The sequence below is a fragment of the Streptomyces tendae genome, from assembly GCF_014650435.1.
In the GTDB taxonomy this organism is placed as follows: Bacteria; Actinomycetota; Actinomycetes; order Streptomycetales; family Streptomycetaceae; genus Streptomyces; species Streptomyces tendae.
Genome location: NZ_BMUY01000007.1, coordinates 291542 through 305443, shown reverse-complemented (window position 1 = coordinate 305443; position 13902 = coordinate 291542). Strand labels below are relative to the sequence as shown.

At 71.0% G+C, this 13902-nt stretch carries 13 protein-coding genes; 6 read left to right on the top strand and 7 right to left on the bottom strand.

Annotation, left to right across the window (positions count from 1 at the left end):
* Positions 1–19 precede the first annotated feature (19 nt).
* The gene (locus IE258_RS20515) at positions 20–964 is read right to left on the bottom strand and encodes an ADP-ribosylglycohydrolase family protein (RefSeq protein ID WP_189745530.1); all 945 of its coding nucleotides are present in this window, start codon (positions 962–964) and stop codon (positions 20–22) included.
* An 88-nt stretch (positions 965–1052) separates the two neighbouring features.
* Positions 1053–1625, bottom strand: a complete 573-nt coding sequence (locus IE258_RS20510) for a TetR/AcrR family transcriptional regulator (protein WP_189745528.1) — start codon at positions 1623–1625, stop codon at positions 1053–1055.
* 91 nt (positions 1626–1716) lie between these two features.
* On the opposite strand from IE258_RS20510, the gene IE258_RS20505 reads away from it, so the two are divergent.
* Positions 1717–2316, top strand: coding sequence for a TetR/AcrR family transcriptional regulator (locus IE258_RS20505; protein ID WP_189745526.1), 600 nt, complete (start codon positions 1717–1719; stop codon positions 2314–2316).
* Positions 2317–2423: 107 nt separating this feature from the next.
* Here IE258_RS20505 and IE258_RS20500 read toward each other — a convergent pair whose 3' ends face one another.
* The gene (locus IE258_RS20500; RefSeq protein WP_189745524.1) at positions 2424–3287 is read right to left on the bottom strand and encodes a LysR family transcriptional regulator; all 864 of its coding nucleotides are present in this window, start codon (positions 3285–3287) and stop codon (positions 2424–2426) included.
* Between the two features lie 93 nt (positions 3288–3380).
* Here IE258_RS20500 and IE258_RS20495 point away from each other — a divergent pair, with 93 nt between their 5' ends.
* Positions 3381–4265, top strand: a complete 885-nt coding sequence (locus IE258_RS20495) for an aldo/keto reductase family oxidoreductase (protein WP_308434194.1) — start codon at positions 3381–3383, stop codon at positions 4263–4265.
* 89 nt (positions 4266–4354) lie between these two features.
* Here IE258_RS20495 and IE258_RS20490 read toward each other — a convergent pair whose 3' ends face one another.
* The gene (locus IE258_RS20490; RefSeq protein WP_189745523.1) at positions 4355–4933 is read right to left on the bottom strand and encodes a TetR/AcrR family transcriptional regulator; all 579 of its coding nucleotides are present in this window, start codon (positions 4931–4933) and stop codon (positions 4355–4357) included.
* A gap of 87 nt (positions 4934–5020) precedes the next feature.
* Between IE258_RS20490 and IE258_RS20485 the strand changes: the two genes are divergently transcribed.
* Complete coding sequence (locus tag IE258_RS20485; RefSeq protein WP_189745520.1) at positions 5021–5983, top strand: NADP-dependent oxidoreductase; 963 nt, start codon at positions 5021–5023, stop codon at positions 5981–5983.
* Positions 5984–6060: 77 nt separating this feature from the next.
* Here IE258_RS20485 and IE258_RS20480 read toward each other — a convergent pair whose 3' ends face one another.
* Positions 6061–6978: an alpha/beta hydrolase gene (locus tag IE258_RS20480; RefSeq protein WP_189745518.1), complete on the bottom strand. Its 918-nt coding sequence runs from the start codon at positions 6976–6978 to the stop codon at positions 6061–6063.
* A 197-nt stretch (positions 6979–7175) separates the two neighbouring features.
* Between IE258_RS20480 and IE258_RS20475 the strand changes: the two genes are divergently transcribed.
* Both IE258_RS20475 and IE258_RS20470 read left to right on the top strand, forming a co-directional pair.
* On the top strand, positions 7176–8045 hold the full coding sequence (locus IE258_RS20475; RefSeq protein WP_189745516.1) for a helix-turn-helix domain-containing protein: 870 nt from the start codon (positions 7176–7178) through the stop codon (positions 8043–8045).
* 301 nt (positions 8046–8346) lie between these two features.
* Positions 8347–10512: a bifunctional glycosyltransferase/CDP-glycerol:glycerophosphate glycerophosphotransferase gene (locus tag IE258_RS20470; RefSeq protein ID WP_189745514.1), complete on the top strand. Its 2166-nt coding sequence runs from the start codon at positions 8347–8349 to the stop codon at positions 10510–10512.
* A gap of 125 nt (positions 10513–10637) precedes the next feature.
* Here the strand turns inward: IE258_RS20470 and IE258_RS20465 are convergent, their stop codons facing one another.
* Together IE258_RS20465 and IE258_RS20460 are read right to left on the bottom strand one after the other, a co-directional pair.
* On the bottom strand, positions 10638–11453 hold the full coding sequence (locus tag IE258_RS20465) for a sigma factor-like helix-turn-helix DNA-binding protein (RefSeq protein ID WP_189745512.1): 816 nt from the start codon (positions 11451–11453) through the stop codon (positions 10638–10640).
* Positions 11454–11573: 120 nt separating this feature from the next.
* Positions 11574–12530: a DUF1109 domain-containing protein gene (locus IE258_RS20460; protein ID WP_373309829.1), complete on the bottom strand. Its 957-nt coding sequence runs from the start codon at positions 12528–12530 to the stop codon at positions 11574–11576.
* 341 nt (positions 12531–12871) lie between these two features.
* Between IE258_RS20460 and IE258_RS20455 the strand changes: the two genes are divergently transcribed.
* Positions 12872–13807 (top strand): helix-turn-helix domain-containing protein, encoded by a 936-nt coding sequence (locus IE258_RS20455; RefSeq protein WP_189745509.1) that lies wholly within the window; start codon positions 12872–12874, stop codon positions 13805–13807.
* Positions 13808–13902: the final 95 nt, after the last annotated feature.

Sequence of the window (13902 nt, the reverse complement as noted above, 5' to 3'; positions counted from 1 at the left end):
CCGGTCTGCCCCGTGGCTTTCAGTAACGGCATTCCTTGACGAGGCAGTTCGCGAGGTGGAGCAGGTCCGCCAGGCGCAGCACCCGCCCGCCGAAGCCGGGGAGCGGGACGTGCAGCGGCTCCGTCCAGCGGGCCGGGATTGCATCCAGACCGTAGTACGCCCCCGCCATGGCTCCGGTCACGGCGGCAACGGTGTCGGTGTCGCCGCCGAGATCGATCGCCGCGCATAGCGCGTCCTCGAAGCTGGTCGTGGTGCGCAGGGCCCAGACTGCGGAGCCCAGGCAGGGCCAAACGGCTCCGTTGAACTCGGTTGCCTGATCGGGGTGCCAGTCCGGCGAGAGAACGGTGGCGTAGCGGCCGCGGTGGTCGGGATGGACCAACGCCAGGATGTCGTCGAGCGTGGTGAGGGGGTCGGTGTGCCCGTCGAGCAGGAGGCGGACGAGTTCGTGGAAGATCGCGGTGCCTTCCCAGGCCGCCCGGTCACCGTGCGTCAGGGCGGCGATGCGCCGGGCAGCGTCCATGGTGGCTTGTCGGCCGGCGGCCGCGAAGTAGACCGCGGAGGTCGTTGCGCGCATCAGCGAGCCGTTTCCCGCCGCTCGTCGGTTGACCTGGAAGTGGATTGCGGCGGCGAGGTCCCACGGCATGCCGTTGGTCAGGACGTCCTCGGTCTGCAAACCGATGTCCTTCGGTTCCGATGCAGCCCAGCGCTGGAAGCGGGCGAAGATGTCCGGCAGGTCCAACCCCTTCTGTTCCAGAAGCGACTCCGCGACCAGGACGGCCATCTGCGTGTCGTCGGTCGCCTCGCCACGGTCCCAGCCACCGCCCCCGCACATCTCGCCACCACCGCCGGGCGTGGGAAACCGCGCGGAGAACGCTCCCTGAGGGCCGAACTCGAACGGGCCGCCCAAAGCGTCACCCACCGCCGAGCCGACGACCGCGCCGGCAGCCCGCTGAATGCACTCCATCCGCGCAGGCTATCCGCACCGGTGGCTTCCCTGCCGTCGCGCCGGAACTCGGCACGGTGCGGTCGCCGCAATGGATGGGGCGCGGCGCTCACCGCTCCCGGGGCGGGTCGGCGCGCAGGCCGTCGATGATCACGGTGAGCATCCGCAGGCGGCGTTCGCGCCGCGCCGGTCCGTTCTCGGCCCGCCAGAGACAGGTTCCGAGCAGCAGGACGTCCTCCGCCTCGGCGTCCGACCGGACCTGCCGCGCTTCCTTCCCGGCCTCGAGCAGCAGGTCCAACGCGGCGACAGCGGGCGGACCGTCCCGTCCTCCCCCAGCGCGTGCGGCCGCCTCGACAGCCACGGCCGCCCCGTGCCCGCTGCGGCCGTGACCGATGAGGTGCTCGAACCACAGGCGCAGCGCCTCCAGCGGCTCGTACGTGGCCAGCAGCACCACGGCCTTGTCGGTGAGCGCGTTCAACTCCTCCTGGTGGACGGCGACCAACAATGCCTCCCGGCCGGGGAAGTGGCGGTACATGGTCCCCTGACCGACACCGGCCGCCCTCGCGACGGATTGAAGGGGCGCCGAGGGGTCGCCGGCGAGAACCGCGCGTGCGGCCGTCAGGATGCGCGCGCGGTTCTCCCGGGCGTCCGACCGCGGCGCCCGTCCAGTGGATTGCGTCATCCGGTGTCTCCCGTTCCGTGCCCTGGAGCAGCCACGGCCATCCTCATATACTTGCTAGTCGGATGACAAGTATCTTGTTAGGCTCGACGTCATGACCACCACTCGCCGCACTCAGGCACAGCGCCGTGCGAAGGCCGAGGCCGCGCTGCTCAGGGCCGCCGCCGAACTGATGGACGAGCAGGGTGTGCGCTCCCTGACCCTGGCGCGCGTGGGCGAACGGGCCGGTTACAGCCGGGGGCTCGTCACCCATCACTTCGGGTCCAAGCAGGCCCTCGTCGAACGCCTGGCGCACACCGCACAGGCGGGGTTCGTCCCCGGCCTGGAGGGCCTGCCGCCCGGACTCGACCGACTGCTGCGCCTCATCGACGGTTACGTCGGACAACTCGGCCGCATGAACGTGCTGAACCGCGTCTTCCTGCTGCTGTGGGCCGAAGCCGCCACGTCGCCCGACCTGGCACCCGTCTTCCGCGAGCGGAGTGAGGCATTCCGTGCGGATCTGCGCGAGGACCTGACCGCGGGGATCGCCGAGGGCACGATCCGCCCCGACGTGGCCCCCGACGAAACGGCGACCGCCCTCTTCGCGCAACTACGCGGGATCGGTATGCAACAGCTGGTCGATCCCGCCCACATCGATACCCATCGGCTGCGCGCACACGTGACGGAGCACTGGCGCAGGGCACTGATCCCCTGAAGCGGCGTTGCGAAGATTCAGGTTCCCCGCGATGCCCGGCTGGGTCGGCCGCCGAGACGGCCGGCGTGCGGGTCGTTCCCTTCCTGGTCGAACGGGGCGAGGGCGGGTCAGAGCCGTGTGGCTGTACGGACCAGCCCGGCAAGGGCGAGGGAGCGGCTGTGGGCGGGCCAGGCGATGTGAGTGACGACGGGTGGTGCGTCGGTCAGCGGGACTGCGGTGTGCTCGGTCCACAGCCAGGCGCGGGCCGAGTCGGGGAAGACGGCCACGGTGCGTCCGAGGGCGATCAGCTGGGCAAGCTGCGTCTGGTCGTGGATCTCGGGGCCCGGGCCGGGCGGGTACGCGCCGTGGCGGGACCAGCGGGCAAGGGGGAGATCGGGGATGTCGCTGACGTCGGCCAGGGACAGGGTCCTCCGCGCGGCGAGGGGGTGCCCCGCGGGCAGGACAGCGATCTGCCCCTCGGTCATCAGTTCCTCGCTGTCGAACCCGGCAAGGGAGTTGAACGGCGCGTGCATGAGCGCCACATCAGCACGGCCGTCGCGCAGCATCCCCTCCTGCTCGCACGTTCCGCTCGGCAGCACCTCGACGTCGGCGGCGTCGGGCTCGGCTGCGTAGGCGTCGAGGAGCTTGTGCAGCAGTTCGTGGGACGCGCCGGCCTTCACCGCCAGCACCAGGCGGTTGCGGGGGCCGCCCGGACTGTCGGCGCCACCGGCGCGACGGGTTCGGCGAGCGGCGGCAGTGGTCGCGTCGAGGGCCGCGCGCCCCTCGTTCAGCAGCATCTCTCCGGCGCCGGTCAGGGAGACACCGCGACGGTTGCGGGTGAGAAGACGTACGCCGAGGCGTCGCTCGAGCTGCTGGATCGACCGGGACAGCGGTGGCTGGGCCATACCGAGGCGCTCGGCGGCACGCCCGAAATGCAGTTCCTCCGCGACAGCCACGAAGTACCTCAGCTCACGGGTCTCCAAGGTGTCCATGGCCACAGCGTATCTCGGTGATACCCACTGGGTATGACAGGACACTGCATCGGTATTGGATGGGCGGCTCGTCCGCGGGCGAGCATCGACGGCATGAGCGAAACCACGAACACACCCTCCGCGTCACTGCCGGGCGGCACCTGGCTCCTGGGCGATGTGACCGTCACGCGCTTCGGCTACGGCGCCATGCAGCTCGCCGGCCCCGGGGTCATGGGCGCGCCCGCCGACCGCAGCGGCGCGCTGGCCGTGCTGCGCGAGGCCGCCGCCCTCGGGATCACCCACATCGACACCGCCGGCGCATACGGGCCGCGTGTCACCAACCAGTTGATCCGTGCGGCGCTGCACCCCTATCCCGCGTCCCTGCGCATCGTGACCAAGGTGGGTGCGGTCCGCGACCAACAGGGCGGCTGGATCCCTGCCCGGCAGCCGGCGGATCTGCGCCGTGCCGTCCACGAGAACCTCGAAGACCTCGGCCTCGATTCGCTCGAGGTGGTCAACCTCCGGCTCGGCGACGCTCAGGGGCCCCGGCCCGGCTCGCTCGCCGAGCCCTTCGAGGCCCTCGTCGAACTCCAGCGGCAGGGCCGGATCCGGCACCTCGGAGTGAGTAACGCGACCGCGGAGCAGGTCGCCGAGGCGCGGGCGATCGCACCCATCGTGTGCGTGCAGAACATGTACAACCTCGCCAACCGTCAGGACGACGAGCTGATCGACGAACTCGCCGAGACGGGCATCGCCTACGTGCCCTTCTTCCCGCTCGGCGGCTTCACCCCGCTGCAGTCCACGGCGCTCTCCGCCGTGGCCACCCGGTTGGACGCGACGCCGTTCGCGGTCGCCCTGGCCTGGTTGCTGCGGCGCTCGCCGAACATCCTGCTCATTCCCGGCACCTCGTCGGTGGCGCACCTGCGCGAGAACGTCGTCGGCGCGGGACTCCAGCTCTCCGGCGAGGACCTCGCCGAGTTGGACAAGATCGGCCGCTAGCGGCGGCAAGGGGCCGACGGGGGTCCGGCAGGACCGAGCCCCCTCCCGGCACGGCTCAGTCCTGCCGGGCGCGTTCGCGGGGCTGCTCCTCACGGGTGCCGTTGAGGTCGGAGGCCGTCCAGGAAGATGTCCAGGAGGCGGTCGGCCGTGACGGTCGGGCCGGACTGGTGCGCGACGGTGAAGATCCCGATCAGGCCGGCTGCGGTCTCTTCGGCGGTGACGTCGGGTCGGAGGTCTCCGGCTGCTCGGCCCGCGTCGAGGATCGTCGATATGGCGTTCAGGAGCTCGTCCCTGGTCCGGGCGTGGCCGACCGCGCCGGACTCGATCAGGGCCGGGAGGGTGTCGAGCATGCCGTTCTTCGTCGCGATCCAGTTGCCGAAGAGGTCCATCCAGCGTCGCATCGCAACGGCCGGTGCCTCGTCGGCGAGCAGGTCCTGGGCACCTTTGGTGAGGCGGACGACTTGGTCGCGGTAGACGGCCTCCACGAGGGACTCACGCGTCGGGAAATGGCGGTAGAGCGTCCCGATACCCACACCGGCCTCGCGGGCGATGGCGCGCAGGGACGTCTCGGCCCCGGGTGAGGCGAGCACGCGTGTCGCGACCTCGAGCAGCTGATCGCGGTTGCGGGCGGCATCGGCCCGTGTCGCCCGCGGCTTCGGACTCGTCAAACGGATCACGCTCCGGTTATGCTGGATTCCATAACCGGAGCATAGTCCGTTTCGGGCGGCTCCACGAACACGAGGAGTGGGCAGGACATGCACCAACACGGAGACTCACTGCGAGACGAAGCGAGCAGGGCCGTTCTGCTCGACACGTTCGGTGGCCCGGAGGTCCTCGCGCTCAGGGACGTGCCCCTCCCCCGGGCGGGCGACGGGCAGATCCGTGTCCGTGTGTCAGCAGCCGGGCTCAACCCGATGGACTGGTTCATGACCGCCGACGCCGAGACCGCGGCACGGTTCGGTCTGAGCCTGCCCTGCGGGTTCGGGACCGACTACGCCGGAGCCGTGGACGAGGTCGGCTCCGGCGTGAGCGGCTACGCGGTCGGTGACCGCGTGTTCGGAGCGGCCCTGTCCAGGGCGGTCGCCGACCACGTCGTCATCGACGCGGACGGGAACATCGCCAGCGGCGTCGCCCATCACACCCCGGACGGTGTCGACGACCGCACCGCCGCCACGCTTGCGATCGCGGGCAGCACCGCGTCCGCCGCTCTCGACGTCCTCGGCCTCGGTCCCGGCGACACGGTGCTGGTCGGCGGCGCGGGCGGTGGGGTCGGCGTGTTCGCGGTCCAGCTCGCGCGGATCGCGGGCGCGCGCGTCATCGGGACCGGCTCGCCGTCGTCGGCGGAGTACCTGCGAAGCCTCGGGGCCGAACCGGTCGCGTACGGCGAGGGCCTGGCCGACCGAGTCCGTGACCTCGGCCTGGGCACGGTCACCGCAGCCCTGGACCTGCACGGCACGGAAACGGTGCACGTCGCGCGCGAGCTGGGGGTCCCGGACGACCGCATCTGCACCATCGCGGGCCAGGTCGACGGCGTTCCTGCCGCCAACGGCGCCAATGCCGCTCCCGACGCCCTTGAGAACATCGCGCGCCTCGTCGCGGCGGGACGCCTGCGGGTACCCCTGGAAGCGACCTACCCCGTCGAGGACATCCGCGTGGCAGTCGAGACCCAGGCGGCCCGACACGTCCGCGGCAAGGTCGTCATCGACCTCGCCCCTTGACCCCGGCACCTGCGGCGCGTGCCGGAGGCAGACGGCGTCGGTCACTGCCGCTGATGCGGGTGAGCCGTGACGGCCGGTCATCCGGCCAGGTGCTTCCCGAAGAACTCGGTGAGCCTGGTGACGGCGGGCGTGACGTGTTCGTCCCTGTCGTACAGGTCGATGTGAGTGGCACCGTCGATGACGCACAGTTCCTTGGGCTCGGCCGCCCGCTCGATCGCTTCCCGGCTGAAGTAGGCGGTCTCCGCCTCCGAACCCGCGATCATCAGCAGGGGCCGCGGCGCGATGAGCCGGATCATCGCGTACGAGTCGTACTGGGCGAGTTGGTCGACACTGCGCAGCACCCATCCCTGGACCGCTCGGGGATGGTAGCCACGCGGGGTGCAGTAGAACTCGAACGTCTCCCGGAACTGCCGGCCGGAAGTCTGCAACAGGTCCTGGGCGTCGTCGGGGATCCACGCCACCATCTCGGGAGCCGCGCCGCGAGCCTCGGCGGTACGCGCCGCCGCGGACCGGTCGAGCAGGGCCGTCAGGACCGCCGGGTCCTGTGTACGGCCCAGACCCTCACGGATCACGGAGCCCATGTCCGCGGCGCTGACCGTGGCGACGGCCTTGATGCGATGGTCGGTCTGCGCGGCGTAGGGCACGTACCCGCCGGACGCGCAGATGCCCAGGGCGCCGATCCGGTCCGGGTCGATGTCGTCACGGGTGGTCAGGTGGGTCACGGCGGACTTGATGTCCTCGGCCCGCTGGAAGGGGTTCTCCAGCCCTCGCGGCACGCCCTCGCTCTCGCCCTGGTAGGCGGCGTCGAAGACGAGCGCGGCGAACCCCTCCCGGGCCAGACGCTCCGCGTAGACACTCGGACTCTGCTCCTTCACGCCCCCTCCCGGATGGGAGATGACAACGGCGGGCAGCCTGTCGTCGATGCGGTCGTCGGGGGTGAAGAGAATCCCGGCGAGGGCAAGGCCGTTGCTGGGGAAGGCCACGTTGGTCTTCACGGTGTGCGTCTCCTGGTACGGGCGGGAAAGGGCGGTGTCCGCGAACGGGGCGGATTCCTCCCGGCCGCTCTCGGCGCCACCGACACTCGCACGCGGCACGGGGGCGGGTAAGGGGCTCCTTCCGGCCCCGGACAGAGCTGTCCTGGGACACGGCAGGCCCACTGTCCCAGGAGCGGCGGGCTGTCACACTTGCGCCCATGAGCAGTAGCAACGGCCACGTCAGCGAACTGGGCGCCTTTCTCAAGGCACGGCGCACGGAGCTGAGCCCGGCCGAAGTGGGGCTGCCTGAAGCGAGCGGGAGGCGCAGGGTCAAAGGTCTGCGCCGCGAAGAGGTGGCGTCGCTGGCGTCGATCAGCCCCGACTACTACACGCGCCTGGAACAGGGCCGCCGCCAAGCCTCCGAGCCGGTACTGAACGCCCTCGCGCGCGTCCTGCGTCTCGACGACGGTGAGCGTGCCTACCTCTTCGAGTTGTCCGGCCGGGACGCCGCCCGGCCGCGTCGACGCACCTCGCAGAAGGTCCAGCCGCAACTGCGGCGCCTCCTGGACGACCTCTCCACCACGCCGGCCGTCGTCCTTGGCCGGCGCACGGACATCCTCGACTGGAACGCCATGGCGGCCGCCCTGTTCACCGACTTCGCGCGGATTCCGGAGAAGGACCGCAACTTCGTACGGCTGGTCTTCCGTGAGCCGGGGATCAGAGCGCTGTACGCGGACTGGGAGTGGGCGGCACGGATGACCCTGGCGCAGCTGCGCATGGAGGCCGTCCGCGATCCGAAGGACCCGCGGCTCGCCGAACTGGTGGGCGAACTGTCGCTCCAGGACCCCGACTTCCGGCGGTGGTGGGGCACCCACCGGGTCGCCGCCCAGAGATCGGGCACGAAAGTGCTCAACCATCCGGCCGTCGGCCCGCTCACCCTCGACTGGTCCTTCCTCACCTCCACCGACGATCCCGAGCAGCAGCTCATCACCTTGACCGCCGAGCCCGGCACGGCCAGTCACGACCGCCTGCGCGCCCTCGCGTCACGGACCGCGACAACCGCCCACCGCACGGGTGCGATCCCGTAGCGGCTGTGACCGGTCCGCTCGGTCTCTGACGCGCCCTCAACTACCGAGTCCGGGTCACGATGGCGACACTTCTCGCCGGGGGCATTCGCGTGAACGCAGGCCACACGCCGTGTGACGCTTGTCACGGACCTGATCCGCAACGGCGCGCCCGCCCGTTCGGTCCTCGACAGTGCGTTCCGTTTGCCGGAGCCACCGTCGTCCCTGCGCTCTCGTCGGCCGGAGTGCGGCGAAAGCGTGATTCGCCGTCACGGTCCGAGCGCGAGGCCGGTTCACCGTCGTCTCACCGCTCTGGATTGCCTGCATGGATCTTCGAATCAGCATCGTCGTCCCGGTCCACGACATCGAGGCCCTGTTGCCCGAGTGCCTGGACTCCCTGCTCACGCAGAGCGGCGCGGAACTCGAGATAATAACCGTCGACGACGCCTCACCCGACGGGTGCGCCGCGATCCTGGACGCCTACGCGGAGCGGGACGAGCGCCTGCGGGTGGTGCACCTGGCGGGGAACAGGGGCCTTGGAGGCGCACGGAAGGCCGGCCTGGAGCGGGCGACCGGCGACTACGTGTGGTTCGTGGACGGTGACGACCGGCTGATGGACGGTGCGGTCGAGGCGGTCGCGCAGCGGCTCGCGCAGGTACGGCCCGATGTCCTGGTGACGGACTTCGTGCGCGGATATCCCGACGGCCGGGTGGAGCCGAACACCTGGCGGCGTCAGATCGCGGATCCGCCGCCGCCGGAGCTGTTCACTCTGGCCGAGAAACCCCAACTGCTCAACATGATCATGTCGGTGTGGAACAAGGTGGTCCGGCGGGAGTACCTACTCACCCTCGGCGTCGAATTCGGCGACGGCTATTACGAGGACATTTCCGTCACCTACCCGTTGCTGCTGGCGGCCGAACGGATCAGCTACCTCGACCGACCCTGCTACTACTACCGCCGCGAACGCGAAGGCGCCATCACCCACAGCAGCTCGCCCAAGCACCTCGACGCCTTCGGTCAGTACGACCGGATATTCGACTTCATCGACGCGCGCGAAGGCGGCACTTCCCCCGGGCTGCGCCGCCGGGTCTTCGACCGCACCGTCCTGCACGGCGTCACGGTCTACCGGACCCCCGGTCTGGTCCCCGGCGGTCTGCGCAGAGAGTTCTTCGACCGTCTGACCGGCCACTTCCGCGATCACCGACCGGACGGCTACTCCTTCCCCGGCGGTGTGCGCGGCCTGCAGTACCGCTGCGTGGCACGCGGCGCCCGCGGGGCCTTCCACCGCATGGACGACGCCAACCGGCTGCGTACCCTGTCCCGCGGCGTGCCGGCGCGGGGCAGGAGGGCCGTTCGCGGCCTGCTGGGGATCGCACGACGCGGTGTCTACCAGGCGTTCCTCCGCCTGCCGATGAACGAGAACCTCGCCGTCTACGCCGCCTACTGGTATCGCGGATACGCCTGCAGTCCCGCGGCCGTCTACGAGAAGGCGAGGGAACTGGCCCCGTCCGTGCGGGGCGTGTGGGTCGTGGCCGACAAGGCTGCCGGAGCTGCGCTGCCCGAGGGCGTGGACTGGGTCGTCGCGAACACCCTGCCCTACCTCAGGGTGATGGCAACCGCCAAGTACCTGGTGAACAACGTCAATTTCCCGCACACCATGACCAAGCGGCCGGGCTCGGTCCACGTGCAGACACAGCACGGTACGCCCCTCAAGCACATGGGCCTCGACCTGAAGGGCAGGCCCAGCGCCGGCGACATGGACTTCGAGCGGCTCCTGGAGCACGTGGGCCGCTGGGACTATCTCGTCACCCCGAACCCGCACACCACGACCGCGTTCACCGGCGCCTACCCGGGGCGTTACGAGGTGCTGGAGACGGGCTACCCGCGCAATGACCGCCTGGCCGCGGCCAGCGCGCAGGACCGCGAGACCGCTCGCGCGGCGCTGGGCGTGCACGAGGGCAGCAGGGTACTCCTGTGGGCGCCGACGCACCGGGACGGCGTGACACCGTCCCGGCGTACGGAGGAGCTGACCGCGCTCGCCCGCGAACTGGGCGACGCCTACACACTGTTGGTACGCCACCACTACTTGGAGGCGGGCGCGGGGATCCCGCCGGTGGACCAGGGTGCGCGCATCCTGGACGTGTCGGGGCACCCGTCGGTCGAGGAGCTGTGCCTGGCCGCCGACCTGCTCGTGACCGACTACTCGTCGCTGATGTTCGACTTCGCGGTGCTGGACGACCGCCCCATCGCGTTGTACGTCCCGGACTGGGAGCGGTACCGCAGGGAGCGTGGCGTCTACTTCGACCTGCTCGCCGCTCCACCCGGCGTGGTCACCACGACCGTGCCCGAACTCGCGCACGCGATCAGCAGCGGCAGGACCGGGGAGGCCGAGGCGACCCGTCTGCGCCAGGCGTTCCGGGAGCGGTTCTGTCCGCACGACGACGGGCGGGCGTCCGAACGCGTCGTGCGCCGCGTGTTTCCGGTGGCCTGACGCGGCGCGGGTCGGGCGGCCCCGAGGTCCTGCCTCGCAAGGAAGTGCCGGTACCCGAGGTGGGCCGGGGCAGGTGCTCGCGCGCACACGCCGTGGGCATCGACTCCGCCTCCCTGTGCCGTGCCTCAGGGATGGGAACGGACATCGCGGGACGGTCCCTGCGTGGTGTCCGTCGTCCGCTCGTGCCGATCCGGCGGCTCGGGCCAGGGGGAGCTGACGAGGACGAACGTGCAGACGAGGCCGCCCAGTACGGCCACCGCTCCCGCCACGGACCGGGTGAGCAGCCGCAGGCGACGATCGCTCTCGGCCCGCACCGAGCCCGCCGTGGGCACCGTCGCGGCGGAGCCCTCGGCCACGAGGGTGCGGATCCGCAGGGGCAGAGCGTCATGGTCGTCGGAGTCCGGGAAGCACTCTGCGAGGACCGCGCGGGCGCCCAGCAGTCTGCTCTCCGTGGCGGCGCACGAGGCTTCCAGCTCGGCCGCCGCCTGGGCAATGGTCAGTCCCAGACCGTCGCAGAGCAGCACAGCGCGCCGATGACGGGCGCTCAGCTGCAGGAGGGCCCGGTGCATCGGGGAGGTCGGTGCGGGCTCTTCCCGTTCCACGAGTTCCCGGAACCGGTGCCACGGGGACAGGGCGTACTCGTAGGCGTGGAAGCGTACCCAGCCCACCGGGTCCGAGTCGACCGCGACTTCCGGCCAGTACTCCCAGGCGTGGGAGAACGCGTACTCGACCGCCTGGAAGGCACGTCCCCGTCGGCCGGTCAGCAGATGCGTCTGATGGAGCAGACCTGGAGCCGCGTGCACGTACAGCGCGTCGAAGGCGGACTCGGCCGTCGAGCCGTGGTGAAACGATTCCTTCGGTCGCGGAAGGGCGTACGCGGCAACGAGAGGGTCGGCCTGTCGATTTCTCGACAGGTCGACCGGGCGAAACGAAGAGGGCATGGGGAGATGTTGCCTCACAAGCGACGAATTTCCATAATTGCCCCTTTTTACCCTCACTAGGGCAGGCCATCTCCACGGCCGCGGTACAGGAACGCGGCCGTGGTGTGAGTGGCCCGGTGCTCAGCGGAGGGCGCCTCCGCGCGGCGCAGCGCCCCGGGGCTGTCCCTGCCTGGTGCGCGGACGGGACGCCGACGGCTTCCGTCCGCTTTCTCCTCTCGCGGTGCCCGCGCCGTCTCCCTCCGCCGAGCCCGGGGACCCGGCTCGCGCCTGACGGTGCCGGGACACCGTCCGCCGGGGTGGCCGGCTCAGGGTGATCTGACGGACGACCTGCTGAAAGGAGATCAGCGAGGCCAGGCCGGGCAGGACGGCCGCCGCCGAATCGCTGAGCGTCCTCGGTGCCTGCCAGGCACACAGGAACATCGCGATCGCCGAGAACAGCAGGACGACGGTCCACGAGTGCACGGCGCGACGCCGGTGCAGCGCCGCCCGCAACACGGACAGCGAAGCCACCAGCCAGGGGCCGTAGACCAACAGTGGCCACCACGTCACCACGCCGTGGGAGGCCGGTGAGGTCGCCGACAGCCGCAGCGGCTCGTAGGCGGCGAACCCCCCGAGCAGGCCCACGGCCAAGGCGATGACCGCCGCCAGCGCCGCGAGCACCACACTCGCGGTGCGTACGGCGCCGAGCGCCTGCCGACGGCGCGCCCTGCGTCCCGGACGGCGTCGCCGTCTGAGCCCTGGCAGCTCCGTCGTGCTCTCCTGCGGGTCGGCCCGTCCGGTCCCGGGCACCCCGGCCCTTCCCGAAGCGCCGTCTTCACGGGAGGTGTCGGCGTACTGCTCCGGTGCGTCCTGGAGCATGAAGGCCAGCTCCTCGGCAGGGTCCCAGTCGGTGCCCGGCGGCACCAGGGGCTCGGCGAAGTCACCGGGCGTGCGCGGCCCGGTGGACATGTCCGGGGGATGGCCGAACTCGTCGGCGTGCGCCCGGTGCCTGCCGCCGCCGGCAGGCGGTTGCCACTCCTCCCCGCCAAAGGCGTGCCAACTGTCGTACGTGTGGTGTGCGCCTTGTTCGCGATACATGAGGTGCTTGGTTACCGCGCCGCTCCCCCATCGGGGCGGCCGGGTGGTGACCCGTGTCCGCGTTCCTCCCCGTTCTCGGCATCCCGCTTTCCCCACAGCCGGAGAATCGCTTCCCCCGTCGTCTCACTCATGCCTGGAGTAACGCTTCTGCAGTGCACGGGATGTGTGGCAATCGGGTGAACGGAGTGCTCTGCCTTGTGCGGTTCCGCGTCAGTCGACGTTGACCCGAATCCTGCCGCCGGTGGGCGGGGCCTCGGCCACCTGCGCGCTCGGCTCGCGGCCTGGAGTCTGCTACTGGCAGGAGCAGGCTGGGCGGGACGCGATTGCCCATACTCGAGCGCATGGACGAGACAACACACCACAAGTCCCTGCTGGGTGAGTTCCTGTCCACACGCCGGGCCCAGTTGAAGCCGGCGGACGTGGATCTGCCGGACTACGGCGACCGACGCCGGGTGCCGGGGCTGCGGCGCGAGGAGTTGGCCCAGCTGGCCGGCGTCAGCGTGGCCTACTACATCCGGCTGGAGCAGGGGCTGTCGTTCAACGCCTCGCCCCAGGTCCTGGCCGCGCTGGCCACCGCTCTGCGGCTGGACGACGCGGAGCGGCGCCATCTTCACACCTTGTCCGGCGAGCCCCGCCGGCGGCGGCGCCGTCGCCTGCCCGCCGAGCGGGTCGGCCCGGCGGTGCGCCAACTGGTCGACGCCTTCGGTGACTCACCCGTGGTCGTCGTCGGCCGGCGCTCGGACGTCCTGGCGTGGAACCCCGCCGGGCACGCCTTGATCGCCGGGCATCTCGCACCGGACAGCCCCGATCAGGCATCCACTCGGCCCAACACCGCCCGCCTGATCTTCCTGGACGCCCACACGCGGGACCTGTACGTGGACTGGCCCAGGAAGGCAAGGGACGTGGTGGGCAAGTTGCGGCAGGCGGTCGGCGAGTTTCCGGACGACCCGCAGCTTGCCTCCCTGATCGGCGAGTTGACGATGCACAGTCCGCAGTTCGCCGCACTGTGGTCCCAGCACCGGGTGCGGGCCTGGGGTACGGCCGAGTACCGGATGCGCCATCCGGTACTCGGGGAGCTGGAGGTGCTGCAGCACTCCCTTCCGGTGCCCCGGGAGCAGGGGATCCGGCTGGTGGTGACGACGGCAGCGGCCGGCTCCGCCTCACAGGCGGCGCTCCGGTTGCTCAACCAGAGCCTGCGGCCCACGACCGAGGGTCCGAAGACGTCCCGCACCGTTCCCGCACGAGTCACCCCGGTCACCACTCCCCCGCACTCCTGACCCGGCCGTCCGGCCACCGCGGTACCCCGTCGTCCGGTGCCGCGGCGCCTCGTCGCGCCCGCTTCGGCGCCGCCGAGCGCGCCTGCACCGCTTTT

What these genes read in the sequence shown, in the direction of transcription:
- IE258_RS20455 (WP_189745509.1), top strand. Translation starts at nt 12,872, where the DNA reads ATGGACGAGACAACACACCACAAGTCCCTGCTGGGTGAGTTCCTGTCC.
- IE258_RS20475 (WP_189745516.1), top strand. Translation starts at nt 7,176, where the DNA reads ATGAGCAGTAGCAACGGCCACGTCAGCGAACTGGGCGCCTTTCTCAAG.
- IE258_RS20505 (WP_189745526.1), top strand. Translation starts at nt 1,717, where the DNA reads ATGACCACCACTCGCCGCACTCAGGCACAGCGCCGTGCGAAGGCCGAG.
- IE258_RS20500 (WP_189745524.1), bottom strand. Translation starts at nt 3,287, where the DNA reads ATGGACACCTTGGAGACCCGTGAGCTGAGGTACTTCGTGGCTGTCGCG.
- IE258_RS20485 (WP_189745520.1), top strand. Translation starts at nt 5,021, where the DNA reads ATGCACCAACACGGAGACTCACTGCGAGACGAAGCGAGCAGGGCCGTT.
- IE258_RS20495 (WP_308434194.1), top strand. Translation starts at nt 3,381, where the DNA reads ATGAGCGAAACCACGAACACACCCTCCGCGTCACTGCCGGGCGGCACC.
- IE258_RS20460 (WP_373309829.1), bottom strand. Translation starts at nt 12,530, where the DNA reads ATGTATCGCGAACAAGGCGCACACCACACGTACGACAGTTGGCACGCC.
- IE258_RS20470 (WP_189745514.1), top strand. Translation starts at nt 8,347, where the DNA reads ATGGATCTTCGAATCAGCATCGTCGTCCCGGTCCACGACATCGAGGCC.
- IE258_RS20510 (WP_189745528.1), bottom strand. Translation starts at nt 1,625, where the DNA reads ATGACGCAATCCACTGGACGGGCGCCGCGGTCGGACGCCCGGGAGAAC.
- IE258_RS20465 (WP_189745512.1), bottom strand. Translation starts at nt 11,453, where the DNA reads ATGCCCTCTTCGTTTCGCCCGGTCGACCTGTCGAGAAATCGACAGGCC.
- IE258_RS20515 (WP_189745530.1), bottom strand. Translation starts at nt 964, where the DNA reads ATGGAGTGCATTCAGCGGGCTGCCGGCGCGGTCGTCGGCTCGGCGGTG.